This window comes from Halonotius sp. GCM10025705 (assembly GCF_042662885.1).
GTDB lineage: Archaea > Halobacteriota > Halobacteria > Halobacteriales > Haloferacaceae > Halonotius > Halonotius aquaticus.
The window spans coordinates 174,276-199,256 of the sequence record NZ_JBHSZD010000002.1; the positions used below are offsets into that span (position 1 = coordinate 174,276).

Annotated in this window: 20 protein-coding genes and 1 pseudogene; 17 read left to right on the forward strand and 4 right to left on the reverse strand. The window is 55.2% G+C overall.

Annotated features, from left to right (window positions below; translation table 11 throughout):
* Positions 1 to 118: 118 nt before the first annotated feature.
* Both ACFQJB_RS13910 and ACFQJB_RS13915 read left to right on the forward strand, forming a co-directional pair.
* Positions 119 to 906: pseudogene (locus tag ACFQJB_RS13910) on the forward strand (PHP domain-containing protein).
* A 3-nt stretch (positions 907 to 909) separates the two neighbouring features.
* The gene (locus ACFQJB_RS13915) at positions 910 to 1,773 is read left to right on the forward strand and encodes a metallophosphoesterase (protein ID WP_379728339.1); all 864 of its coding nucleotides are present in this window, start codon (positions 910 to 912) and stop codon (positions 1,771 to 1,773) included.
* A gap of 142 nt (positions 1,774 to 1,915) precedes the next feature.
* Here ACFQJB_RS13915 and ACFQJB_RS13920 read toward each other — a convergent pair whose 3' ends face one another.
* Positions 1,916 to 3,163, reverse strand: a complete 1,248-nt coding sequence (locus ACFQJB_RS13920) for an RNA-guided endonuclease InsQ/TnpB family protein (RefSeq protein WP_379728341.1) — start codon at positions 3,161 to 3,163, stop codon at positions 1,916 to 1,918.
* A 556-nt stretch (positions 3,164 to 3,719) separates the two neighbouring features.
* Between ACFQJB_RS13920 and ACFQJB_RS13925 the strand changes: the two genes are divergently transcribed.
* Complete coding sequence (locus tag ACFQJB_RS13925) at positions 3,720 to 5,303, forward strand: methyl-accepting chemotaxis protein (RefSeq protein ID WP_379728343.1); 1,584 nt, start codon at positions 3,720 to 3,722, stop codon at positions 5,301 to 5,303.
* A gap of 10 nt (positions 5,304 to 5,313) precedes the next feature.
* Here the strand turns inward: ACFQJB_RS13925 and ACFQJB_RS13930 are convergent, their stop codons facing one another.
* The 3 genes from ACFQJB_RS13930 to ACFQJB_RS13940 form a co-directional block, all read right to left on the reverse strand.
* Positions 5,314 to 6,291, reverse strand: a complete 978-nt coding sequence (locus tag ACFQJB_RS13930) for a transcription initiation factor IIB (RefSeq protein WP_379728345.1) — start codon at positions 6,289 to 6,291, stop codon at positions 5,314 to 5,316.
* A 266-nt stretch (positions 6,292 to 6,557) separates the two neighbouring features.
* A complete protein-coding gene (locus ACFQJB_RS13935; protein WP_379728347.1) occupies positions 6,558 to 7,808 on the reverse strand; it encodes a saccharopine dehydrogenase family protein in 1,251 nt (416 codons plus the stop codon).
* A gap of 207 nt (positions 7,809 to 8,015) precedes the next feature.
* Positions 8,016 to 9,380, reverse strand: a complete 1,365-nt coding sequence (locus ACFQJB_RS13940; protein WP_379728349.1) for a PAS domain-containing sensor histidine kinase — start codon at positions 9,378 to 9,380, stop codon at positions 8,016 to 8,018.
* 362 nt (positions 9,381 to 9,742) lie between these two features.
* Between ACFQJB_RS13940 and ACFQJB_RS13945 the strand changes: the two genes are divergently transcribed.
* The 14 genes from ACFQJB_RS13945 to ACFQJB_RS14010 all read left to right on the forward strand — a co-directional run bounded on the left by ACFQJB_RS13945 (position 9,743) and on the right by ACFQJB_RS14010 (position 24,934).
* The gene (locus tag ACFQJB_RS13945; RefSeq protein ID WP_379728351.1) at positions 9,743 to 10,822 is read left to right on the forward strand and encodes a sensor histidine kinase; all 1,080 of its coding nucleotides are present in this window, start codon (positions 9,743 to 9,745) and stop codon (positions 10,820 to 10,822) included.
* 272 nt (positions 10,823 to 11,094) lie between these two features.
* Positions 11,095 to 13,461 carry an ATP-binding protein gene (locus ACFQJB_RS13950; RefSeq protein WP_379728353.1) on the forward strand — a complete coding sequence of 789 codons (2,367 nt, stop codon included), beginning with the start codon at positions 11,095 to 11,097 and terminating at the stop codon, positions 13,459 to 13,461.
* A 74-nt stretch (positions 13,462 to 13,535) separates the two neighbouring features.
* The gene (locus tag ACFQJB_RS13955) at positions 13,536 to 15,173 is read left to right on the forward strand and encodes a response regulator (RefSeq protein ID WP_379728355.1); all 1,638 of its coding nucleotides are present in this window, start codon (positions 13,536 to 13,538) and stop codon (positions 15,171 to 15,173) included.
* A gap of 136 nt (positions 15,174 to 15,309) precedes the next feature.
* On the forward strand, positions 15,310 to 16,614 hold the full coding sequence (locus tag ACFQJB_RS13960; protein WP_379728357.1) for a methyl-accepting chemotaxis protein: 1,305 nt from the start codon (positions 15,310 to 15,312) through the stop codon (positions 16,612 to 16,614).
* Positions 16,615 to 16,623: 9 nt separating this feature from the next.
* Positions 16,624 to 17,067, forward strand: coding sequence for a chemotaxis protein CheW (locus ACFQJB_RS13965; RefSeq protein WP_379728359.1), 444 nt, complete (start codon positions 16,624 to 16,626; stop codon positions 17,065 to 17,067).
* Positions 17,068 to 17,160: 93 nt separating this feature from the next.
* The gene (locus ACFQJB_RS13970) at positions 17,161 to 17,673 is read left to right on the forward strand and encodes a hypothetical protein (RefSeq protein ID WP_379728361.1); all 513 of its coding nucleotides are present in this window, start codon (positions 17,161 to 17,163) and stop codon (positions 17,671 to 17,673) included.
* Positions 17,674 to 17,750: 77 nt separating this feature from the next.
* Positions 17,751 to 17,978, forward strand: coding sequence for a hypothetical protein (locus ACFQJB_RS13975; protein WP_379728363.1), 228 nt, complete (start codon positions 17,751 to 17,753; stop codon positions 17,976 to 17,978).
* Positions 17,975 to 20,107 carry a PAS domain-containing protein gene (locus ACFQJB_RS13980; RefSeq protein WP_379728365.1) on the forward strand — a complete coding sequence of 711 codons (2,133 nt, stop codon included), beginning with the start codon at positions 17,975 to 17,977 and terminating at the stop codon, positions 20,105 to 20,107. Before ACFQJB_RS13975 ends, ACFQJB_RS13980 begins: the two co-directional genes overlap by 4 nt.
* 158 nt (positions 20,108 to 20,265) lie before the next feature.
* Positions 20,266 to 21,027, forward strand: coding sequence for a DICT sensory domain-containing protein (locus ACFQJB_RS13985; protein ID WP_379728367.1), 762 nt, complete (start codon positions 20,266 to 20,268; stop codon positions 21,025 to 21,027).
* A gap of 372 nt (positions 21,028 to 21,399) precedes the next feature.
* On the forward strand, positions 21,400 to 22,125 hold the full coding sequence (locus ACFQJB_RS13990) for a histidine kinase (RefSeq protein ID WP_379728369.1): 726 nt from the start codon (positions 21,400 to 21,402) through the stop codon (positions 22,123 to 22,125).
* A gap of 342 nt (positions 22,126 to 22,467) precedes the next feature.
* Complete coding sequence (locus ACFQJB_RS13995; RefSeq protein ID WP_379728371.1) at positions 22,468 to 22,857, forward strand: hypothetical protein; 390 nt, start codon at positions 22,468 to 22,470, stop codon at positions 22,855 to 22,857.
* The gene (locus ACFQJB_RS14000) at positions 22,854 to 23,126 is read left to right on the forward strand and encodes a hypothetical protein (protein WP_379728373.1); all 273 of its coding nucleotides are present in this window, start codon (positions 22,854 to 22,856) and stop codon (positions 23,124 to 23,126) included. Before ACFQJB_RS13995 ends, ACFQJB_RS14000 begins: the two co-directional genes overlap by 4 nt.
* 66 nt (positions 23,127 to 23,192) lie before the next feature.
* Complete coding sequence (locus tag ACFQJB_RS14005) at positions 23,193 to 24,629, forward strand: lamin tail domain-containing protein (protein ID WP_379728375.1); 1,437 nt, start codon at positions 23,193 to 23,195, stop codon at positions 24,627 to 24,629.
* Entirely contained in the window at positions 24,629 to 24,934 is a 306-nt protein-coding gene (locus ACFQJB_RS14010) for a DUF3006 domain-containing protein (protein WP_379728377.1), read from the forward strand. Before ACFQJB_RS14005 ends, ACFQJB_RS14010 begins: the two co-directional genes overlap by 1 nt.
* The last annotated feature ends 47 nt before the right edge of the window (positions 24,935 to 24,981 follow it).

Below are 24,981 nucleotides of genomic sequence, written 5' to 3' on the forward strand. Positions count from 1 at the left end.
CGCAAATAGTGTGCGGAATTATCTTTACTCTTCTCACATTCTTCGCACAGTTCAATGTGATCCGGCTACAGAGATGTCGCTCGGAAGTGTTTTTTAGCTCACTGGCATCGCTATTCACATGTCGTCCTCCGTTGTTGCTGACCTCCATTCACATACGACAGCTTCTGATGGCACCCTAACCATTGAGGAAATCCCTACGGCCGCGAAAGAGGTAGGAGTCAACTGGGTTGCTGTCACTGATCATGATCGTATCCACTCCGGACTAGACGACCCAATTACGACCATTGATGGAATCAATATCATCCGAGGAATCGAACTTCGTGTCCAGACAGACACGCAGCGAATCGATCTCTTAGGGTACCATGTCGAACCCACAGAAGAACTCACAAGCGAGATTGCGCGACTCCAAGAAAACCGCATCAACCGTGCTCAAAAAATAATTGCCTGTGTCGAAGCAGAGCCGGAGTCTCGCTGGATATCGACCCAAGCTCTGGGATTGGACGACCGCACATTGCAACTGCTATCGATGAAAGCGATGCGCCGTATGGCTACAAGGAAGCATTTGAGGAACTCATTGGGAATGATTGCGACTGTTATTTTGCCAGAGAGATCACTGATGTTGATGAGGGCATCAGACTCCTGAAAGACGCTTGTTCTGTCGTTGGATTGGCGCATCCGTTGCGATACGATGATCCAGAAGCCGCACTTAAGATTACAGACAAACTTGATGCCGTCGAACGATATTACCCATACGGAACAGAGGTCAATACGAGCATCGTAGATCGTGCTATCGAACGCAACGATTTACTGGTGACCGGAGGGAGTGACGCACATAACAAACGCCTCGGACAAGCTGGGCTATCCAAATCACAGTTTGAGGAATTCAGCACAATGCTCCATCCATAATATATGACCGATACCGCAGATTCAGTCTCCGAGTTCGACGGCCGTCCCCCAATCGTCGAGATCAGCGATATTCACGGCTACCTCGAAGATGCCCGGAGTGCACTCCTGACTATCGGCGATACCGACGGACATGAACCGATCATCACTGTCGACGACAGCGACACAATCCACTGGGCTGACAACGACTACGTGCTCGTGATCAATGGCGATGTCATCGACAGAGGCCCCGACAACAAAGCGTCCCTAGAGATGGTCTTGCGGCTTATTTCAGAGGCCCCGGCGGGTCGTGTTCAATACCATATCGGCAACCACGAAATGCCGATCTTGGTACCAGCAGTACTCAGTTGGCGCGATACATACTCACATGCGATGGCTCAATCAAACCGTGAATCGTTCCTCAATCGTGTTATTGAGGGAGAAGTGACAGCAGCATTCGAGGGCCATTCGTATGTCTACAGCCACGCTGGGAGCAACGAAGCCTTTGACCCACAGGAGATCAACGAACAGCTTCGGGCGGCCGCTGAGGAACTCCTCGATGCCATCGGCGAACCTCATGAACCAGCAATCCAAGAAGAGATCGTCGAGCAGTATAATCGGATCTTCGAGTTAGGCGAAGGCGGTGGGAGAGGGCCGTCTGCTGGACTGTGTTGGCTTGATTTCAGGCATATCGAGGAGTCAGCACCACCACAAATTGTGGGCCACTCGATGCATACCAAGGCGACCAGAAAGGGCGATGTGGTCTGTGGGAATGTAATCCGACAAAATCAACGTTCTCAGGGTGGTGAAGGGGTGTTAATGGAAACGCCTGGTGAGGTCAAGTTCTTCCATCGAACCCCCAATGGATCGGTTGGCGTAGAGGTAATCTAGCTCGCAGTGATCGGCGATTGAATGGCTGATTCCCGTAATATGAGCAATGGAGATTTTGATAGTTAACACCGGTAGCTGGTGACATCCTCCGCGTCGTGAACGACGCGGCTTCCCGTACCGCAACGTTGGGATATTTGCTGGTCTACGGTACTACCTGTTCTTGTGGGACTATTTCACCCGTTGATTTGTCGAACAGGTAGACCGAGGGCTGTGTCAGACAGCCGTTACTCCTATCCTGAGACGGATTCGGAGTTATCTTTTGTCTAATATTCTCTGCGCCATTGCAGTCGGCGTTAGCTACCAGTCCGCAAGAATCGCACACGTACAGTCCACGTTCAACACGGTTGCTATCGGCTGTATCACCACACTCACAACATGTTTTCGACGTGTTCCATTCGTTTTCTTTCAGCACCTCAATACCGTGTGCTTCGCCCTTGTAGTTGAGATACTGATACAGCCGGTCAAAGGCCCATGTATGTAGCCACTTGTTCGCCGTCTTCCCGAGATCGTCTGACCGGACATCTTCGGGCCAGCCAACAACGAGTGTCCCGACACCACGATCTACGCACTCCTCGATGATCGTTTTCGTGAGCGTGTGGTAGAAGTGTGTCTCACGCCGGGTTCGCTTCTGTCGCAGGCGTTGGGCTTCTTCTGATGGGCCGTTTTCACCTTCAGTATCGTACTCTTGTTGCTGGAAGTAGTGGTTGTCCTGCTTGATTGTATTGCCGGGGTACAACACGTACTCGTCGGGGAAGGCGACAGCAGCAATGTTCGACACACCGAGATCGACACCGGCAACGCCATCGCCGGGTGAATCAGGTGTCTCCATCGTCTCTTTGACGACAAAGTGGACTTCCCACTCGTCACCGTTCCAGACCGCTCGCACGTTCTGGACGGTATCAACCTCGCTGAGAGCAACGTCGTTGCGGGCTTCAAACTCACAGAGTATGAAATCACCCCAGCCATCCTTCAGGTTCTCACCTTTCGAGAGGCGCACCTGATCGTGCTTAGTGTCGAGTTTGAACCCGTCTTCTTTGAATGTGACTGTTGAACGTGGCCGTGTATCGTACTCCTTACGGTAGCCGGGCGGGTTCACTGTCTGGTCTGTGTGTCGCACGTCAAACCACGACTGGAAGCTGTCTGACAATTCTTCAATGATTGCCTGACTTGATTGTGAGTTGAGGTTCTTCCAGCACTCTCTGGTTTTCATGTAGGCTTTGAGTGAACTAACATCAGGTATCTCACCAATGGCGTCCCACACACGATCAACCGTCCACCGTGCGACGTTCCAGAGTTTCGAGGCAGCGTCCCCGAGCGCATCCAAATCACTCTGCACTCGGTGCTGGTTTGTGATATGACCAACATAGGTGCGAGTGACCTGAATCGCCATACATAGACTATATTGTTTGTCTAACTTATTTCTATCGGTGGAATATCCAGTCGGCCATCGTTCGTGGTTTAGGAAACACTCATGTCGGATTCACGCCCGGCCTGAAGGCCGGGATTCTCTCCTTGTTACAGATAGCCTTTCAATATAGGCCAGTGGCATGGTAGGCAATACCTATCAGCATAGTTATTGCCATTATGATTGTTCGGTTCGTTTTGATGTATATCTCACAGATGGTGACTACAAAAGCCTCCACTCTGGATGAGATCGTTGCAAAGGTGACCCGGTTTGTTGAGAATATACCTGATGGGAGTCGGATATCGGAAAGTTCGTTTAAATCGAGACACCGGGCGGTTCTCGTCGCTACTGGGCTCTTTGTCCCGTTCATTTTCGGTGTGAGCCGATTGACCGGCGTTGAGTCAGTCACTGGAGCTGAGTTGCCAGTTATCCCGCTTTCACACTCAATTGCCGGTGTCGGTATCGTCGTCGGGCTGCTCGTGGCTGCGCTGTCCCCTCTTTCCACAGACGGGTGCGAACGGCCCTCTCATCGTTTGCATTCATGACGAATGCGGCAGTGCTGGCGTACTTCTCGGGTGGGTTCATCGAAGCCCACTTCCTCTATTTCGTTGGTGTCGGTGTCGTTGCTCTGTATGAAGACTGGGTTCCGTTTGGCGTTGCGATTGGATATGTAGCCGGACAACACAGTGTGTTCGGCCTTATCGAGTGGTTCACAGTGTACAACCACCCAGCCGCGATGACAAAACCAGTGGTGTGGGGCGGTATTCACGCTGTGTTTGTGAGTATGCTTTCCGTGTCGATCCTCTTCCATTGGCAATCACTGGCGAAAGCACGCGATGAAGTCGAAGCCCAGATCGCTGATGTCGAACAGGCCAAACGAGAGGTTGAGCAAGAACGCGAGCGAGCGGAACAACAACAGCAGCAAGCAGAGAAACAGCGCGAGCAGATGGTTCAACTGAAAGAGGAATTAGAGGCGACAGCAGAAGCCTACGAGGATACGATTACTGCCTGTGCTGCTGGTGACCTCACCCAACGGCTGGATGAAGATGTGGATAATGAAGCCATGGAAGCCATCGCCCAGTCGTTCAACAGGATGGTCGAAGAGTGGGAACAGACGGTTGTCGATATTCAGTCGTTCGCCGATACGGTCTCCGAATCAAGCCGGGACGTAGCCGAGACGACCGACAATGTCGAAGCGTCGAGCACAGAAGTTGCTCACTCTGTCGATGAGATTGCCGACCGTGCAGCCGATCAGAACAACCGCCTACAGAGTGTTGCTGGGGAGGTTAGTGATATGTCTGCGACGATTGAAGAAATTGCGTCATCTGCCGAAGAAGTATCGGCGACCGCAAACACGGCAGTCGAACGTGGCGAAACGGGCCGACAGCATGCGGCCGACGCAACAGCTGAAGTAAACGAGATCAAGGCCCAGACAGCAGAAGTAACTGAGCAGGTCGAAACACTCAGTGACAAGGTGGAGGAGATCAGTGAAGTAGTCACACTGATTTCTGATATTGCCGAACAGACAAACATTCTCGCACTGAACGCATCGGTCGAAGCCGCCCGTGCGGGTGAGGCTGGTGAGGGATTCGCTGTCGTCGCAGACGAGGTCAAATCCTTAGCTGAAGAGTCCGAAGTGGCCACAAGCGAGATTGAATCCGAGATCGAATCCATCCAGTCGGTGACCGATGAAACTGTTGCGGACATCCAACAGATGGAGGAACGAGTCACTCGTGGTGCTGAGACAATCGAAGAAACAATAGAGTTGTTTGACGAAATCGCTGATTCGATTGCGGAAGCTGAAAACGGAATTACCGAGATAAGCAGTGCGACAGACGACCAAGCTGCTTCCTCTGAAGAAGTGGCTGCGATGGTTGATGAAGTCTCAGCGATGAGTGAAACGACAGCAAATGAGGCAGACACCGTCTCGACCGCTACGGAAGAGCAATCCGAGTCGCTCTCAGCTGCCGCAGACCGGGTCGATGAACTCGCTGAGCTTGCTACCGAACTCTCCGATCAGGTAAGCACATTCACTACGAGCCAGGTGTCTGAAGAGATGCAACTCACAATGGATCAAACCCAGCCGTCAGTAGCAGCCGCAGATGGTGGTAGAAATATGGAATAGACGGAATCTGTTACATCTCGAAACCCATCGCTTCCATCTGTTCTTGATACCGGGTTCTGATCGTCACTTCAGTGACGTTAGCAGCATCTGCTACCGTGCGTTGGGTGACCTTCTCATTACAGAGCAGTGAGGCTGCGTAGATCGCGGCGGCCGCAAATCCAGTCGGCGATTTTCCTGACAACAATCCCGCTTCTGTACTCACGTCGATGACTTCTTTGGCCTTTTGTTGAACCTCAGCGCTCACATCTAATTTCGAGGCAAACCGTGGAACGTACTGTTTGGGATCAGCCGGTTCGATCTCCAAGCCCAATTCATTCGAGATATATCGATATGTGCGGCCGACCTCTTTCCGATTTACCCGCGATACAGGCGTAATTTCGCTTAAGCTCCGTGGGATATTCTCCTGGCGGCAGGCCGCATACAATGCTGCTGTCGAAACCGATTCAATAGACCGCCCACGCAACAAATCTTCGCTGAGTGCGCGGCGATAGATCACCGACGCCATCTCCCGAGTTGCGTCCGGAACGCCTAACGCTGAAGCCATTCGATCAATCTCTCCGAGAGCGTGCTGGAGGTTGCGCTCTTTGGCGTCTTGGGTGCGAATTCGATTCTGCCATTTCCGCAGGCGATGCATCTGACTCCGTTTCTCCGATGAGATTGACCGGCCGTGGGCGTCTTTATCTTGCCAGCCGATAGTCGTCGTCAGCCCCCGATCATGCATCATTTCAGTCATCGGTGCCCCAACGCGAGACTTCTCATCGCGCTCAGTCTGAGTGAACGACCGCCACTCCGGGCCGTGATCGATTTGTTCGTCTTCAAGAATCAGCCCGGTCGGTTCATGCATCAACTCGCCGTCGTCGGTTTTGATGATCTCATCTTGATCAACTGTTGACGGATCAATCGCTTCAGCATCCCGTTCGGAAGTTGACTGCTCAGGTTGTGTTTCGGTTGTCGATGCAGTCTGTCGCTGACGGGTTGGGCCTGCCATTGTGAACTACTGGATGATTGATCGATATAAAGGCTGATGGGGGCATCTCACTAGCAGATGCGTATGCTGTAGGACTCGCCCACGAACGTGAGGCAACGCTTGTTGCCGGTGCTGACGATGACTTTGCGGAACTCCCTGTGGAGATTGATCTACTCCGTTTTCGTGAATACAGCGCTTGAAACGCAGAATTAATCTTGTTGGCTTTTCACTAAGCGATTGAAGATCAACAGTAGCTCCCGAGAGTGATCGCAGGTGTGTTTCGCTTCTCACCACTCGCCAGCGGTCACAGCGAAGCCAACATCCCGAAGTCGATCACCGAGTGGATCGCCAATCCCCGAAGCGGGCGTCAGAATCCCACCGTCCAACGGTGACTCCGTCTCACCTCGTAGCAAACACATCCCAGCCTCTCCAAGCATCCGGGCGGTTGCGCCATAGCCAGGATCCAGTTCGGCCCCGATCTCGCTTGTGACAGTGAACGGCCCGTCGGTCGTTGTCCCACGACCGATAACACGAACCGAGAAATGCCCTGATTCCATCTCCGCTTTCGAGGGCCCTGTGCCCGGTTCAGGAAAGACGAACCGACGCAATCCACGTCGAAGCAGCCGACTCTTCATTGCAGCCGTTCCAACGCCCAAGCCGAGTGCAATCCCACCGGCGGCTGCGGCACCGCTGATCCCAGCACTGGTTGGGATGACCTCTGTACACCGGAACTCCCGGCCCCACGGATACGCTAGGAGGGCATTGCTCCGTCTGATGACTCGTTCGTTGACGGCTGCCATCGGCGAGGGAGCTGTCCATATCGAGCGGATGGAATCTCGTTGTGGTCGTCGTTGCTCGCCTGTATCTACACCGTGCCGTTCGCCCGGTGGAGCCAATGAGTACGGATTCGACAGTGTTTCTCGGGCAATCGGATCAGTTGCGGCCGCTTCGAATAACTCGGCTGCACTGGCCAAGGTGCCGCCGCTCACCCCACCCTCTCCATCTTCGAGATAGATCTGAACGAACTCACAGGGGTCACCAAACTCCTCGACAGCGTACGATTGCAGCAGTTTGACCCCGAGGTCGGCTGGGATCGAATCAAACCCACAGCTGTGGACGATTTTCACGTCGGCAGCCATAGCCTCGTCGTGATAGCGGTCGATCATTTCTCGAACCCAGTTGATCTCTCCGGTGAGATCACAGTATTCGGTGCCAGCCTCAATGCAGGCTTCGACGAGTGCTGTCCCGTATGTTGTGTAGGGCCCGACGGTCGTGCAGACGACCTCCGTTTGGGCGGCCATCTCGCGAAGGCTCGCCGGGTCAGTCGCATCACCGACGACGATGGGGATTTCTGCTTGATCAGACTCGCCTGTAAGCTCTGCTGCCAGTCGGCGGAGCTTGGATTTATTTCGACCACCGAGAGCAACAGACAGTTCAGCAGCAGGGTAGTGACTGGTAAGATGTTCGGCGACAAGTCGACCAGCGAAGCCGGTGGCTCCCCAGACCACGATATCGTATTTGCTTGTTGTTGATGACACGGGTTTGTACTACCATTAGGACGCGCAGTACCTCAACTGTTCGGGCCAGTTCTGACCGGAGATAGTGAGCCTATCCCATATGGTTTCTATCAGGAACTGCTGTGCCAGATGTAGAGGTTCCATGCAGCACACAGAGTAATCGAACGGACAGAACCAATTTCGGGATGTGTGAAGGCTTCTAAAGCTCAGCAGAGCCAATATGTGTAGCTATGTGTTTTTCAGGGTGACACTATCGAACTCAAACCGTGCACCACCGGCACGACTCTCCGTAATACTCATTTTCCAGCCGTGGGCTTCGGCGATCCGCTTGACGATTGTGAGACCAAACCCAGTTCCACCGGTAGAAGATGTGTGTCCAGCTTTGAGTACCGTTTCGCGTTTATCTGGTGGGATGCCTGGGCCATCATCCTCGACATAGAGTCGCCCATCCTCGGTGCAGCCAACGTGGATCGTCACGTCGTCGCCGCCGTAGTCGATTGCATTGCGAAACAGATTCTCGAACACATGCCGAAGCCGGTCGCTGTCGGCCAGCAGCGTTACATCGTCGTCCACTTCAAGCGATGCCGAGTCTGTTTTGACGGTGGCCCAGCACTTCCCGACCAACTCGACAAGTGATGCTGGATTCTTTTCGCCGACAGTGTCCCCCTGTCGGGCAAGCGTTAGCGAATCTGAGATAATCTGTTCCATTCGATCCAGCGCGTCACCAAGTGGTCTGATATGTTCCTGATACTGGTCTTCCGTTTCCTCTTCTAATATTGCAGTTCGCCCCTGTGCGATTTCCAGTGGGTTTCGGAGGTCGTGTGAAAGTACGTTGACGAACTCTTCTAACCGCTCGTTCTGTGTTTCGAGTTCCTGCTCGTTGGCTTTGCGTACAGAGATATCTTCGATAATGCCAATAATGTACACCTCACCGTCTATTTCCGCGATTTTTGCGGTTATTGACGCCCAAAACAGATCTCCCTCAAGAGTCGTGAGCTGTACTTCGTACTGATCGATAGTGCCCTCCTCCCGCAATCGTTCACTGAACTGCTTACGTTCATCTTCATTGGCGTACATATCTGCCGGAGAGTACTCTTTCAGTTCGGCCTTGGATTCTGCGTCAAACAAGTCGACAGCAGCCTGATTAACAAACTCAAATTTGCCTTCTTTGCCGGGTCTGTTCATTCCGGCAGCGACTGGCAAGGTTTTAATTAATTCCTCGTAGCGTTCGAGTTCTGCCTCACGTTCCTTCCGCTCGGAAATGTCAGTGAAAAATATTGAGAGCCCTTCGTTGTCTGGAAATATCCGGAGTTCGAACCAGCGGTCGAGTGTGTCATTGTATCGTTCGTAGCTCTGTTCCTGCCCTGTTTCGAGCGCGTTCCGAATGTTTGTTTCAGCGATGGTGTCGGCAGTTTCTGGAAATGCCTCCCAGATGGTCTCGCCTAGTAATGAGTCCTCATCCGTGTCAAGCAGCTGTTCGGCCTGCGTATTCGCAAAGGTATATTCGAAGTCTGAATTAACGCCGACAACAGCGTCAGAAACTCGGTTAAGGACGTTACCTCCCCGTATTGTTTTATTCTCTAGCTCAGACATGTGAACAACCCACTGTAACAGCGTCAAACGAATAAATACGTGCCTCCAGTTTTGATTATGGCATCATATCGAATGACAGTGTCAGCGGGACGCTCAAAATATGAGTTGAGTTTGCTCCTATTTCCACTAATCACCTCCAGAGAGATTGCTGAATATGCGCGTTGCTTTCGGTAACTCTTCTGCGTCTTCAGCCGTGAAACGCTAGATCTGTGGGCCACAACGTCTGTCACCCAATTCTAGCAGTTCAGAACTGAGGCGGCACTGGGTATTTCTCCGTAACAGTACAGAATGTCCAAATGAGTGTGTGGATTGTTTCAGACGTACACTAACATATAAATACATATTTGACGAAGACTGATTCAATGAACGATCTATCGACTTCCCAATATAAATCACTCATCAAACAAGGCTCTGACGTGGTTTCAATTGTTGCGGAGGATGGCACAATACGCTACCAGTCACCGAATTCTCCCCATATCAAAGGCTGGGAGCGCGACGAGTTGGTTGGCGAGAATATCCTTGAGTATATCCACCCGGATGATCGCTCCCACGTGATAGAGGAGTTTCAGTCGCTCGTTGAGGCCAGCGGATACATTGAAAAACAGATCGAATTTCGCTTCCAGACAAAGGAGAGTGGATGGATCTGGTTAGAAGTTACAGGGACGGCCCCCGGATCAGAGATCCCTATTGATGGATATATTACCACCAGTCGAGATGCTTCTGCGAGGAAGGAACGCGAACGCGAACTGAGAGAGGCCAAAGAAGAACTCGAACAGTCGAATGAGCGACTCGAACAGTTCGCTTACGTCGCCTCTCACGATCTACAAGAGCCACTCCGAATGATCTCCAGTTACATGGAGTTGCTTGAAGCTGAACTCGGCGACGAACTTGAAGACGAGACACAGGAATACATGGAGTTCGCCACGGAGGGGGCAGACAGAATGCAGGCGATGATCGATGGGCTGCTCACGTATTCACGAGTCCAGACTGACGGTGATTCGTTTGAATCGGTGGATAGCGACGTCGTACTCGACGGTATTTTACAGGATCTCGAACTCAAAATCGCGGAATCGAGCGTCGAGATCAACCGTGAAACCTTGCCGACAGTAACTGCTGACAAATCCCAGCTTGGGCAACTCTTTCAGAACCTGATTACGAATGCGATCGAACACGGCGATAGTAACACTGTCATAGAAATCACGGTGACCGATCACGAGAATACCACTGAGTTTACCGTCGCCGACAACGGCCCTGGCATTCCCAAAGACCGCCAAGACGATATCTTCGACATCTTCAACAAAGGTGGCGACAGCGATGGCACTGGTATCGGACTCGCCGTCTGCCAGCAAATCGTTGAGCGACATGGGGGCGACATATGGGTCGAGTCTACCGAGGGGGAGGGAACAATGTTCAAATTCACGATTCTCGATAGACCGGAGTGACCGATTGGAGAAGGGTCGGATAGCTACGCATCTATATTGATAGTGTTATAGCAACCACTGACCCCTATTACGATAGCATCTACAGCTACATACAGGGCTCTCAAACAGACAATTAACGAGTTGGAGAGCAATTAAATGTCAGCAAGTGAAACAACAGATACAATCATAGGATGTGCAGGGCGCGTCAGCCACCTGCGACGACAGGAGCCGACTAGCGGCCAATCGGTTCCGCTGGCGACGCCTCTTGAGGTGCAACATCAATGATGCTAGCTATGGACGACCGCCACAGTGATTCGACCGATGATACGTTGTTTACGGCAGTTGAGCGGCTCGTCGGCGTCGGCGGCTGGGTGTACGACAGTGAACGCAGAACCCTGTCAGCGACCGATGAAGCCACCCAAATCTGCGGCTGTGAGTCGCCGATGACGCTCGATGCGGTCGTTGACTGTTTTCACCCAAACGAGCAGCCGGCGGTGCAGGCCACTTTTGCCGACGCCATCGAGACGGGGACAGCCTTCGAGAAAGAGTGGCAACTCGACAGCGAGGAGCCACAGTGGGTGCGAGTTTACGGCGAGCCCGCCGACACCGATGGGCCGCCTCGACTTCGTGGTGCGATCGAGGAGATCACCGACCAGCGACGCCACGAAGGGCGGCTAAACGCGCTGTTCGAAACAAACCGACGGCTGCTTAACGCCGAGACGCCGACGGCGGTTGCGGAGGTCGCCGTCAACGCCGCCGCGGAGGTACTGGGCTTATCGCTCAACGGTGTTCACCTCTACGATCCGACCGTCGACGCACTCAAATCCGCGGCGATGAGCGACGCGGCATGGGAAACGTTCGGCGAGGCACCAACCTTCGAGGCCGGCGAAGGGATCGCGTGGGCAGTTTTCGACCGCGGCGAGACTCATGTATTCGACGACGTTCGAGAGGCTGACGCGGTGTACAACGAAGACACAGCGGTTCGCAGCGAGATTGTTGTTCCGCTGGGCGACCACGGTGTCTTTCTTGTGGCGGCCCCGACGACGAACGCCTTCGACGAGCGAACCGTCTCACTGGCGAAGCTGTTGGGGGCGACTGTCGAGACCGCACTCGACCAACTGGAACAAACCCGCCAACTGAAGCAACAAAACGAGCGGTTGGAGGCGTTCGCTGGCATCGTCTCTCACGACCTTCGAAGTCCCTTGTCGGTAGCGAAAACCGGGATCGAAGTTGCCCGCAGGCAGGACACTGAGGCCGACGCACTCGACCGGGTCGAAACTGCCCACGAGCGGATGGAGACACTGATTGACGACCTGTTGACGCTGGCACAAACCGGACAGGATCTCGATCCTGACGCGCTCGAAACGGTCGCACTGTCCGCTGTCGCCGACGACGCGTGGGCGACGGTTGAAGCCGGCGGCGCGTCGCTTGTTGTCGACGACGATGCGCGCGTGATCGCGGATGCCTCCAGACTTCAGCAACTGCTGGAAAACATCTTCCGTAACAGCGTGGAGCATGGCTCCACAAGCAGTCCGACGAGCGCTGACGACAGCGTCACGGATGGGTCGACCAACAACGAGACGATGGGCGACAACAGCCTCGATTCCGACGACACTGAGATCACAATCACTGTCGGATCGCTCCCGGACGGATTCTACATCGCCGACGACGGCCCCGGTATTGCCCCGGCCGACCGCGAGGCCGTCTTCGAGGCGGGATACTCGACCCGCGAGGACGGAACCGGACTGGGACTACAGATAGTTCGGACGATCGTCGCCGCCCACGGCTGGACGGTCGGCTCGGTGAGTCGACCGATGGCGGCGCGCGCTTCGATATCACCGGTGTCGACCGCGCTAGCGACCACAATTAAATCGATCTGGCCCATACAGCCGACGATGCGCCGTCCATTTGAGCGACTCTCACCGACATCGGCGACGATCCGGGTCGATCCGTCGGCGTCGGTCGCACCACTACGGGACGCGCTCTTACGGCTCTTCGACGATCAACAGGTGTCAGTGACGACCGACAGCGAGCAGACCGACGAGGTCGTGGTTGTCCGCGATGGTCAGGTCGTTGCCACGTCCTCAGCGGCAGCGATCATGGAGTCGCTGCTGTTGGTCAACTCCGATGTGTACATCACCGGCAGCCGCGGGCTTGACAACGCCGCGCTGCCGCCGACAGTGCAGGCCCTCCACGATCTGCCGTTTCGGCTGGCAGGATATCCCGAATCCGACTCCGAGAAGTTGCTGTTGATCGCACTCTCGCGGGCAATCGAACGTCGCGTGCTTGATGCCGGCCGGGGGACACTCCGGGTCGGCTTCCAGCGGCTCTCGCGGCTCGTCGATGAGCCCGGAACCCGTCGTGTCTACGAGCGACTTGCCACCACTGAACTCGATGTTTACGCTTACGGTGTTGGTGACACCGCGCTGCCAGAATCTCAGGGGTTCAACGTCCATACCGGCACCACCGAACTCCACCGCCGAGGTTGGTTTGTTGTCTTCCAGCCACCCGCTGCAATCGATGTCGAGCCGGCGGCACTGTATGCCATCGAGATGAATGATAACTACTGGGACGGGTTTTGGACATACACGCCAGAACGGATCAACGAGATCGCTGAGGTCATTACCGATATCGGCATGTCACCATCGGAACCACGGTGAACCTTCTTGGCAGCGGAACCGCAGACAGCAGTAAGTAATTTTATAAATGTTGGCTCAGAACCACGAACAAACTTGTGAGCGAAGTACACTCACGTAACCGGACGGGCTCATCAACCGACGACGGTGACGGTATCTCTCTCCTGCTTGTCGACGACGATCAAGACTTTGTCGCCCTTGCATCGACGCTGTTAGAGGCCGAAAACGACCGAATCGAAACGACTACTGAAACGCGACCAGCCGATGCTCTCGACGGAGTCGATCTTGACACCATCGACTGCATCGTCAGTGACTACCGAATGCCCGATATGGATGGCATCGAATTCCTCAAAACAGTCCGAGCCGACTACCCGGATCTCCCGTTCATCCTCTTTACAGCGAAGGGAGACGAGGAAGTCGCTACACAAGCGATCTCAGCGGATGTAAGCGACTATATCGTCAAAGATGGCTCATCCGAGCAGTACGCCATCTCGGCGACCCGGATCGAAAACCTCGTCGACCAGTATCGCACTCGCCAGCGGAGCCAGCATCGCCAACAGCTTGACGCACTCAGCCAGTGCGTTGTCGAAGCCGTGTTGACTGAGCCGACGGCTGATGCCATCGAGCGGGCAGTCTGTGATTGTCTCGTCGGCGAGCTCTACGGCGCGGCGTGGATCGGCCGGCGTGATCCACGCAACGGAACATTTCAGCCAGCCGCGAGTGCCGGCACGGCCGCGCTGTTCGACGACCTGTCGATCACGACCGACCGTGAGCCCGAATCCGTCGAGGAACATGCCATCGCCGACGGTAAGCGACATATCACCGAGGCACTGTCAATGCGGGACAGTGAGTGGGCCCAAACAGTCGCCGACCACGGCTTTGGGGCGGCTGTCGCCATGCCAATCATTGCTGAAGAGGTTCCGTATGGCATCCTCGGAATCTACACGCACCGCTCCGAGGTTGACGACATCGAGATCGAGACGCTCTCTCGGTTGGCGGATCTGACAGCCTTCGCTATCGGAGCCAGCAAGCGACGCCATGGTGACACCAGTGGACAGGTGGTCGAGCTTACCGTTGATGCCTCCGCCGCCGACCTCCCGTTCGTCCGACTGGCCGAGGTGCTGGGCGAGGGTGTCGAGCTTGTCGAGACGAGCCAACGGGACGACGGAACATCTCTGACGCTGTACCGCCTCGATACTGACGGAGACGTCGATGCGAGTGACCTCGCGGCAGTGCGAGAGACATTGGCGGCTGAGACGGTCGAGGCTGTCGACGGCGATGGAACCGCCGATCTCGCAGTCGTGACCGCCGACCCGTGGTGGGAGCCGTTGGTCGACGGCTACGGAGCAAACATCCGGACGGCCACCGCTGGCGACGATGGGGCGACGTTGGTAATCGAACTGCCGCCGAGTGTGACCGTCCGGAGCGTTGTCGATCATTTCAACGAGTGCCATCCGGGACTGGAATTAATCGGTCGGCAGGTACTTCGTCGCGAGGATCGGTCGATCGAGACAGTCACTGCCGAGGTGAACGAGGCATTGACCGATCGCCAACAGGAGGTCGTCGAGACGGCCTACCAGGCAGGCTACTACGAATGGCCCCACGAGACCTCAACCGAGGCTGTTGCTGAGCTCTTGGGGATCACCCAGCCCACGTTCTCTACACACTTTTGGAGGGCCCAACGAAAGATCATAGAGACTCTGCTCGACTCCAACGAGGAATTGTCCACCGACTGAGCCACTGCCATCCAGCGTGGAGGGCACTGTAGGTGCTCGTGGTCGGGCGATTGTTATTGATGTCGCACTTCGCATCTATAATGATAGGCACCTCTCTCGGCTGTGTCCACTATCTACATAGCGAGTAAGCTTAGGTGTGTTTCCCCTAACACATGAAATGATGATCGACACCATCAGTGACCTACTGTCCGACGACGAGTCGACAACTGACCACTCCGCTGACGATCAATCCGAACTTGACCTGTCTGGTGCGACCGACGAACCGACCAGCACGGGCGCGGAAGAAAACGGTGCTGAGTCTCAGGAATCACCGGCAGCCGACGCAGCCGACAGTTCTCAACCCATGGACGACAAAACCGACACCCAAAACGCATCGCCCGCCGACAGTCCCGACGCGACAGCCTCAGCCGGCAGCGAGCAGCCGATGGCGGCCGACGGCGGCATGCAGTCACAGCCCGCACCCCAACAGTCGAACGGCGAGGGGGCGATCGAGCCGGCAACACCCCAGATGGATCCGATCGAAGCGGTCGAAGCCAAAGATGATGTGGTCGTCCTCGAACGCGATCGTCTTGAGGAGCTCCAAGCCGCGACACAGGAACTCGCGTCGGCGGCTGCCCAGATTTCCGAGAGTACCGAGGAGGTCAACGGCGTCGCCGCCGAGCAGGCCGAAAACATGGCGGAAGTCTCAAATGAGGCCTCGGGCCTCTCAGCGACCATCGAGGAGATCGCCTCCAGCTCCGATCAGGTGCGCGCCGAAAGTCAGAACGCTCGCGCGCTCGCTGAGGAAAGTCGGGAGGCAGCCGACGATGCGGTCGACGCAATGGACGCCGTCGATGAGGCCGCCGGCGAGGTCGCCGACGATGTCTCAAATCTTCGGGAGCGCGTCGACGAGATCGATGATGTCGTCGAGGTGATTCAGGATATCGCTGAGCAGACGAACCTGCTCGCGCTCAACGCCAACATCGAGGCCGCACGTGCAGGCGAGGCTGGCGAGGGCTTCGCCGTCGTCGCCGACGAGATCAAACAGCTCGCCGAGGAGACCCAAGAGCAGGCTGTCGACATCGAGGAGATGGCTAACACGATCAAGGCCAACACCGACGACACGGTCGATAGTATCGAGCGCGCCAACGAGCGGATCGATGACGGGATCGGCAAGGTCGACACCGCTATCGACAGCCTCAACCAGATCACCGAGGCAGTCGAGGAGGTCAACGACGGCATCGAGGAGGTCGCTGACGCGACCGACGAGCAGGCCGCCAGCACCGAGGAGATCGCTGCGATGACCGAGGACGCCAACGATAACGCACGGATGGTGGCCGACGAGATTGATGAGTTGGCTGCTGCCAACGAGGAACAGACCAGTCAGGTGACTGAGATCGCTGAACTGGTCGAGAGCTTTGGCGAGGAGACCGAGGTCAGCTTCGAGGCCAGCCGCAACTGAGGTGATTCCATGAGCGACACAACCCAGGTGCTGACGTTCACTCTCGGCGAAGAGGAGTACTGCGTGCCGATCGACTACGTCGCCGAGATCGTCGACGACAACACCGTTCAATCAGTGCCGAACACCGAGTCCCACGTCGAGGGCGTCACCGACCTTCGCGGGGAGACAACGACGATCATCGATCCCAGCGAACTACTGGAGGTCGACACTGAGGAAATGTTGACCGACGGTGGCCAGACCCGTAACCGGATCGTCGTCCTTGATGGAGAATCGCTCGACGCTGACTCCTCGATCGGCTGGCTCGTCTCGGCGGTCAACGAGGTCAGTGAGGTCGCTACTGACGCCATCGAGGCAGGAACAGTCACCGACAGCGACCTGCTGCGCGGCTTCCTGAAAAACGAGGACGACGACGAGTTCACGATCTGGCTCGATCCACACGAACTGACTGCCTGAACTGACACACTACCACGACACCACGCTCCACACCCACCCGCTGGTTGTGATCACGCAGCCCACCAGCAGCATCTCCATCACCCCGCTTCAATCATGAACGCATCAACGACATCTTCGACCGAACAGTGGACGACGAAGAGCGGTTCGACCACAACTGACGGAACCGAGACGACGACCACAGCGGACGCGACAGCGACGACGGCTGTACACGGATCGACGACCGCGGCCGTCGACGGCGAACTCGACATCCCGACGCAGCCGCCTGCACCGGAAACGACGGTCTACCGGGACACCGAGACGGTGATCCGGCTGCTGCAGACACAGACGATGGACGATAAACTCGAAGTCCGCGTCTACCACACCGATGACGCGACCACCGCCACCGGCGCGACGATTGCCACCGACGGCGGCCAGCCGGGCCATACTGGCCTTGATGCGCTGCCGACTGCGACCCGCGACCGTGTTGAGTCTGTCGTTGAGACGGCTGCCGAGCGATTCGATCTCCGGCCCGAGCAGACGGCCGGCGAGTACGGTCACTTCAAAACGCGATGGACCGATCGCGGGTTCGACGGGATTGCCGAATTCGCAGTCACACTCCACGAATAGCATATCGAACGGCCGTTTCTGCCTAGTCCCATTATGACTCACAGTACTCTCAGACGACATGGCTTGGGTGATAGCTAATGGCAACACAGGACAGTTTGGTGTCCAACGAGTCGCTCCGCTCGCAACTGTATTCGATTAGCGACGATCCGGAGCTGTCCCTCAGGGAAAAACAACGGCAGGTGCTCGAACTAGGACGGCAGGCACTTGATGTGTCGACCGCTCACATTCAACACCAGCGCGACGACGACACCCATGAAGTCCTCGCTGCGTCGGCTCGTCGCCGGCGAAGATCCCTGAAGGGGTGACACTTGATCGAGCGACGACGTACTGCCGGCGAACCATCGAGACGACATCACCGCTCGCACTCTCAAACGCGCCTGAGGAGGGGTGGGCCGACGATCCTGCCTACGAGAAACACGGCTGGGACTGTTATCTCGGCACAACGATTTTCGTTGCTGGCGACAGCTACGGCACCGTCTGTTTCGTCGCAGAAACGGCCCGAGAAACAGCGTTTTCGGCCGACGAGAAGGCACTCGTCGAACTGATCGCTCGCCTGGTTGGTCGTGCGATCGAGACAGCCCAGCATCAACAGGAGCTCGAAGCAACGACGAAAGCGAAACAACGGGCAGCCGAAACATACGAGGCACTCCTCCAGCTGTCCCCGAACGCCGTTGTCGTCGCCGACGCTGACACAGGTCGGATCGAGACGGCCAACAGCGAAGCGGCCAGTCTGACTGGCTATACGGTTGCTGAACTCCGTGGGATGTCCGTCCTTGAGTTACATCCGGACTCCGCCCGCGAGCAGTACGCCGAGCTGCTCGGTTCGTCCCACGAGGTGACGATCAAAGACCGGTTTGATGACGGGGAGCCGCTGTACATCAGACGCGACGACGGCACCGATGTCCCGATCGAACTCGGCTGTCGGACGGTCGAACTCGCTGACCAGCAGCTCCAACTGGGTGTCATTCGGGATCTTACCGAGCAACGCGAACGCGAGGCAGCACTCAAACGGCAGCATGCATTTTTGGAGCAGACGCAGGAAACCGCAAACCTCGGTGGCTGGGAACTCGATTTCGAGACTGGCTTTTCACAGGTAACCGATGAGGTTTTCCGGATCTTCGACCAGCCGCTCGATACCGAGCTTTCCATCGAGGCTGTCTACGATCGGCTGCACCCGGATGACAGGGCGAGCCTCAAGCAGGCGTTCGGGCGACTCGAAACAGCGGGTGAGTCGTTCGATCTCACACTCCGGCTTGACAGCGACGATGGTGTTCGGTGTGTGGAGATGATCGGGAACCCCATCGAGGACGACGATGCCCCGAATGATGCGCGCGGAATCGTCCACGATATTACCGACCGGAAAGCACAACAACGCGATCTCCGCCTGAAAGACCGTGCGATCGAGGAATCCAGTATCGGGATCACTGTCGCCGATGCGGACGATCCCGAACTGCCGATCGTGTACGCTAACCAAGGGTTCGAGGAGATGACTGGCTACGACCGAAGCGAGATCATCGGCCGCAACTGTCGGTTCCTGCAGGGAGGCGGAACCGACGAGGCGACAGTCGAGGAGATCCGGGCAGCTGTCGACAACAAGGAATCGATTCAGACGGATCTGTTGAACTACCGGGCCGACGGGACGCCGTTTTGGAACCGGCTCACGCTCAGTCCGGTAACGGGCGTCGACACTGACGAAGTAACCCATTTTGTCGGTGTTCAAAAAGACATCACGGCCCAGAAACGACGCGACAGGCTGATTACCGTGCTTGATCGCGTGCTTCGACACAACATCCGCAACGATATGAACGTGATCAGTGGCTACAGCGACACAATCGCCGAGCGCGCCGATGGTGAGATTGCCAGTGTCGCTCGCCGGATCAGGCGGACAGCGGGAGAGTTGACCGAACTCACTGAGACGGTTCGGGACTTTGAGACTGAAATAAGTGATACTGAACCGCTCGCTGATCGGGATGTCGTTGCCGATGTGGAAACCGTCGTTGCGGATCTCCGCACTGAGTATCCTGCGACTGACTTTCGCGTCACCAGCGAGGCGGAACTCTCCGTCCGAGCAACCCAGCAACTGCAGGTCGCACTCAAGGAACTCGGTGACAACGCAGCCAAACACACCGACTCGGAGATCCGATTTGCCATTACAACTGAGAAGGATGGAACCGTCTCCATTCGCGTTCACGACGAGGGTGCAGGACTTCCAGACGGTGAACGGCACGTTCTCGAAACCGGGCAGGAAACACCACTTAAACACGGTTCGGGACTCGGCTTGTGGTTAGTCAACTGGATTGTAACGAGTCTTGGCGGAGAGATTGCAGTAACATGCGACGGCGGAACCACTGTAACGATTCGGCTGCCGAAAGCCGCCGAGACTGATACCGACCGACCCGCAGCGACGGGCGAGCGCGGCAATGGGATCGCCTAACAGCTCTCACTTGGCTTAATTCGTTTGATTAATTTCAACGTATATCACGATTATATAGCTATATATAATAAATTTAGGCTACTATCTACCAAATACGAGGAGTATCTCTTGCTACTATACAAATATTTAATACCTGTTAGCGTAGATGTAAGTTCACCGTGAAAGATGAGTTGTTCACACAGCTCCCAAACAGATCGTATACAATCCGGGTCAACTCGGCGACGACCGAGGTTCCGATCCAAGCCTGTTTGGATCGGCTGTTCGAGAAACAACCAGTAGCGGTAACCGATGCCACAGACACACAGGAAGCTGATCTCGTCGTCGTCCGTGATGGCGAACCGGTGGCTCGCTCCGATGCCGAGGACGTACTAGAATCAGTACTCCTGGTCAACTCGGACGTGTACACCACGGGGAGCCGTGGTCTGACCGACGCCAAGCTCCCTGCGGTGTTGGAGGCCCTCCAAGAGGTTCCGTTTTTGGTTCGTGGCTATCCAGAATCGAACAGCGAAAAAATGCTGTTACTTGCAGTTTCACGGGCAATAGAGCGACGCGCCTACGAGGCCGGCTCCGGTACACTACATGTCGGCTTTCAAGAGCTCTCACGGCTCGTTGACGAACACGGAACCTACCGGGTGTATGAACAACTCTCGACAACGGGGATGGAGATTCACCTCTACGGGAATGGTGATGTCGCCGCGGCCGATGATCTCGAGGTCACCGTCCACACCGACGACTCGTGGTTTCACCGCCATGCTTGGTTCGTTGTGTTCACGCCTGAGGAAACCGAGCGTACGCCGGCTGCCCTCTACTCCGTTGAACGCGAGCCAAACCGGTGGGGTGGCTTCTGGACGTTTCAGTCCGAACGTGTCAAAGCAATCAGAACCGAGATCACTAACCGAACCCAGCCACCGCAGCCGTAGACAGCGGTATCGTTGACAAGCGGGGACAGCGGTATCGATATAGACCGTGCCGGCTGTGGGGTTATTTTAATGCCATGACAGAACAGGCAACAGCTTCTGGAAACTGCGTCACTAGCTCTCAACTGATACTGCTGTGATTGTTAATCCTAATATTACGATAACGGTCGAGGAGTGGCCTTGCTTTACTTGGTCGGATGCACTCATTGATATCACCAATATCTCACTGCCACTGGATTCTGAGCTGTAACACGACTGAGAAACCAAGGTTGCCGGCTCAATTCCTACAACAGATCATCTACTAATGAAAACTCAGCAACTGAATTCCTAGGTGGTATTATTGACGAGGTCGACCAGTCGAAAAAATCGCTGCTTATGATCAATCTCACCGATGATGCTGCACATCTCCAACTACAGATATTGGAAGATGTATTTGATACGGAGTCGGTGCGGGTTGGTACTCGGAACCTGACCGAAGGACAACGCAATTTAATTTGTCTTATTGAGGATGGTGAAGTTGTGGCCACGTCTCCATGGGGAGAACTAACCGAGGCGTTTCTGCAGGTCAACTCGGATCGGTATAAAACCGGAACAAAATCCATCAAACGTGAAACTTTCCCGGACGTACTGACCGGATTAGATGAGATTGAGTTTACTGTTCGTGGCTATCCTGCATCGAACAACGAAAAGTTACTACTGATCCTCATTTCGCGGTTTATCGAGTTCCAAGCACTGTCACATGGTTCCGGTGAGTTCGATGTCTCGTTTCAGTACCTCTCACGGCTCGATGACGAGTTCGGCACCCAGCAGATTTATAAATGGCTTGGCGAGTCAGAAATTGAAACCCACGTTTATGGGATCCGTGATGACCCAAGCGTCGTCAACGAGTTGGATGCACAAATCCATGCTGATCATGCTCCTGAACTTAGCAACTTGTGGTTCGTTGTCTTTCAACCACCAGCATCTCCTCAGAGTACCGCATCGGTAGATCCAGTTGCATTGGTTGCTGAGGAAACTGGATCAAACGTGTGGCGCGGTCTCTGGACGTACGATCCAGATCGAGTCCAGCAAATCAAGTCGTACGTACGACAGACGTTTTAGTTACCTCATTGCTTCATTGGTGTACATAAAACCGAACTCAAAGCTGTTGTAATGCGTTTTTGATCAGATATTCTCACTGCGGTAACAATCGATCTGCCTCATATATCAGCTTGGTTTCTATGTTGGATTTGCTGACTATGCGCGTTCCATCTTGCACGTTAACCGGCCCCAATATCAAATTTCAACAACAGTTTCACCAGATGAGCCAAGTGTTATCGGACACAATAGTGGCCAAGCTACGGTAGTCATGTCTTGGTTCCACTACTGGCAGCCACATTTGTTTCAACCCGACAAGTACAGAGTACCCAGCGGGTTGATGCACCTTCGTCCCCATTTACCTCTGTGTCGCAGGAATCACCAGAAGACCACCTCGATAGCGAAACCAAGGCCGCAGTCACCGAATATGCGAAAGCCCATGACCAATCAGCCAGTCATGCGCTCAATGAATTGGTTGATGCAGGCCTCACAGCAAGCAAACACGATACCTCAGCAGGAACTGGCGAGAAAGAGCTCACCCCGGCGCAACTTGAATCACGGCAACAAACGATTGCGAGTCAACAACGACAGATCGTCCGGTTTCAGAAGATCACTATCTTCGGTGGACTCGGGTGGGCCGTCCTGACCTTTGCTACTGGTGCGAACGGCCCAGTGTGGACAGCCGTTGGGATGGCTATCATCGTATTGATGGCGGCTTCAACGTATGTCTGGGAGTACATTCCTGGATTCCAATGACGACCAAAATCAAACTCACTGACTGGGAAACAGTAACGGCCGAACTCCAACAGTTCGGAGCCGCCGGTGAGGTTAACATCAGCGACGACAGCATTCGCGTTGAGTTTGGGAGTGCGTATATCGAGGTGACAAAAGAAGGCACCATCAGGACGGGCATGCCACTCCATGAGCTTGAGCACGAAGGCGACGTAACACTCCTCGTCGACCACGAAAACAATGCGATTTCGATCCAAACAGACGAATTGGACTATACCTTCCGGCGTCCTTGATTTCGTTTTTCGCTGAGAAACCGTTAACGAACGCAGACTTAACACCGTGGGTGCTCAGATACTGGTATGTTCCCCTCCGGCCGTCGAGCACATATTCTGGTGGTAGTTGGGCTCATCTTCCTCGCTGGCTGTAGCGGTGCTGTTCCGGGCGATCCAACGGCTAGCGATACGGAACCCGAAACGAGCCCAACAGTCGAACCCCAGCCTGCCAACGGAACGCTCGAAGTCCACTACATCAACGTCGGCCAATCAGTTAGTACGCTCATCATCGGCCCAGATGGCGACACCATGCTCGTCGATACCGGCCACTACAATGATGACGGCGAGTACGTCTTGGAGTATCTCCAAGCCCGCGATATCACCCGGATCGATCATCTCGTCACCTCGCACAACGATGCTGATCACATTGGCGGGAACGCAGCCATCATCGAGTATTTCGAGACGGAAGCGGATGGCATCGGCGCAATCTACGATCCAGGAATCGCAGCCAGCACCCAAACCTATGAGGAATACCTCGATGCAGTCGAGACCCACGACGTGACGCTCTATGAAACGCGAGAAGGGGACACAATCGACTTTGGGACAACCGATATAGCAGTCCTCGGCCCTCCAGATCCGTATCTCGAAAATCGAGCTCGCAACGAGAATAGCATCGTCTTGAATATCACCCACGGCGAGACGAGTTTCTTGCTCTCGGGAGATGCTGAAGACGATCAGGAAGCCTACCTCGTCGATACATACGGGAACCAATTGGAATCGACCGTGCTGAAGGCTGGCCATCACGGCTCGTCGAGTTCATCGAGTGAGCCGTTCGTCGATACGGTTGCTCCACAGACAGTCGTTATCTCCAGTGCCTACGACTCACAGTACGGTCATCCGACGGAAACGGTGCTCCAGCGGTTTGCCGACCGGTCGATCCCAGCCTTTTGGACGGCGACCCACGGTAACACCATCTTTGTTAGCAATGGCACGGCCGTGTCGGCACAGACCCAACAAGCCGCGCCGACTGCCCCAACTGCACTCCGAGAGGGCTCAGCCATCCCACCGGGGACGACCGGCGAAGTAACCGAGCGACTGCTGTTCACAAGCAGTGGTACAACAACGGTCGATACAGACGACACTGAGAGCTCCGATAGCAGTGATGAGGAAACGACCACCGCTGATGGTTCGGCGACGAACTTCGAAATCGCAGACATCAACGCAGATGCCGAGGGCGACGATAGAGAGAACCTCAACGACGAGTACGTTACCTTCGAAAACACCGGTGAGCAACCACTCGATATCAGCGGGTGGACACTCGAAGATGCAGCGGATCACAGCTATAGGTTCCCCGAAGGCACTACCGTCGATCCCCAAGCGACGATCACTGTGCGAACTGGTAGTGGGACTAATACCGACACCGATCTCTACTGGGGGTCTGGCTCGCCGATTTGGAACAATGGTGGCGACACGGTCATCGTTCAGACGGCTGATGGTACCACTGTCTTGGAGGAAACATACTGATGACTGCTATTGAGCTCCCGGACGGCGAGTATACAGCCGTCGTAGATGGCATTGAGGATGGCCTCGCAAGGGTATTCTTCGAACAAGACGACGAAGAGAAAGGAAATGCAGTGCTCGAAGCAGACGCACTGCCAGATTCGGGCCAGCACGCCGATACGATCCTCTCGGTTACTATCGAGGATGGAACAATCGAGACAGCGACGTATCAGCCAGCAGAGACAGCTGACAGAGAAACCAAAGCACAGGATCGATTCGATTCATTGTCCGAACGACCGCCATCGAAAGACGACGAGACCGAGAACTAGCCATGCCACTCCCCATCGACTCTAACCCGATCTCGTCGCCGCTCCGG

Bases quoted from the DNA above. Each gene is read 5' to 3' on its own strand.
- ACFQJB_RS13915 (WP_379728339.1), top strand. From the start codon at position 910: ATGACCGATACCGCAGATTCAGTCTCCGAGTTCGACGGCCGTCCCCCA.
- ACFQJB_RS13920 (WP_379728341.1), bottom strand. From the start codon at position 3,163: ATGGCGATTCAGGTCACTCGCACCTATGTTGGTCATATCACAAACCAG.
- ACFQJB_RS13925 (WP_379728343.1), top strand. From the start codon at position 3,720: ATGACGAATGCGGCAGTGCTGGCGTACTTCTCGGGTGGGTTCATCGAA.
- ACFQJB_RS13930 (WP_379728345.1), bottom strand. From the start codon at position 6,291: ATGGCAGGCCCAACCCGTCAGCGACAGACTGCATCGACAACCGAAACA.
- ACFQJB_RS13940 (WP_379728349.1), bottom strand. From the start codon at position 9,380: ATGTCTGAGCTAGAGAATAAAACAATACGGGGAGGTAACGTCCTTAAC.
- ACFQJB_RS13945 (WP_379728351.1), top strand. From the start codon at position 9,743: ATGAACGATCTATCGACTTCCCAATATAAATCACTCATCAAACAAGGC.
- ACFQJB_RS13950 (WP_379728353.1), top strand. From the start codon at position 11,095: ATGGACGACCGCCACAGTGATTCGACCGATGATACGTTGTTTACGGCA.
- ACFQJB_RS13965 (WP_379728359.1), top strand. From the start codon at position 16,624: ATGAGCGACACAACCCAGGTGCTGACGTTCACTCTCGGCGAAGAGGAG.
- ACFQJB_RS13970 (WP_379728361.1), top strand. From the start codon at position 17,161: ATGAACGCATCAACGACATCTTCGACCGAACAGTGGACGACGAAGAGC.
- ACFQJB_RS13975 (WP_379728363.1), top strand. From the start codon at position 17,751: ATGGCAACACAGGACAGTTTGGTGTCCAACGAGTCGCTCCGCTCGCAA.
- ACFQJB_RS13990 (WP_379728369.1), top strand. From the start codon at position 21,400: ATGATCAATCTCACCGATGATGCTGCACATCTCCAACTACAGATATTG.
- ACFQJB_RS14000 (WP_379728373.1), top strand. From the start codon at position 22,854: ATGACGACCAAAATCAAACTCACTGACTGGGAAACAGTAACGGCCGAA.
- ACFQJB_RS14005 (WP_379728375.1), top strand. From the start codon at position 23,193: ATGTTCCCCTCCGGCCGTCGAGCACATATTCTGGTGGTAGTTGGGCTC.
- ACFQJB_RS14010 (WP_379728377.1), top strand. From the start codon at position 24,629: ATGACTGCTATTGAGCTCCCGGACGGCGAGTATACAGCCGTCGTAGAT.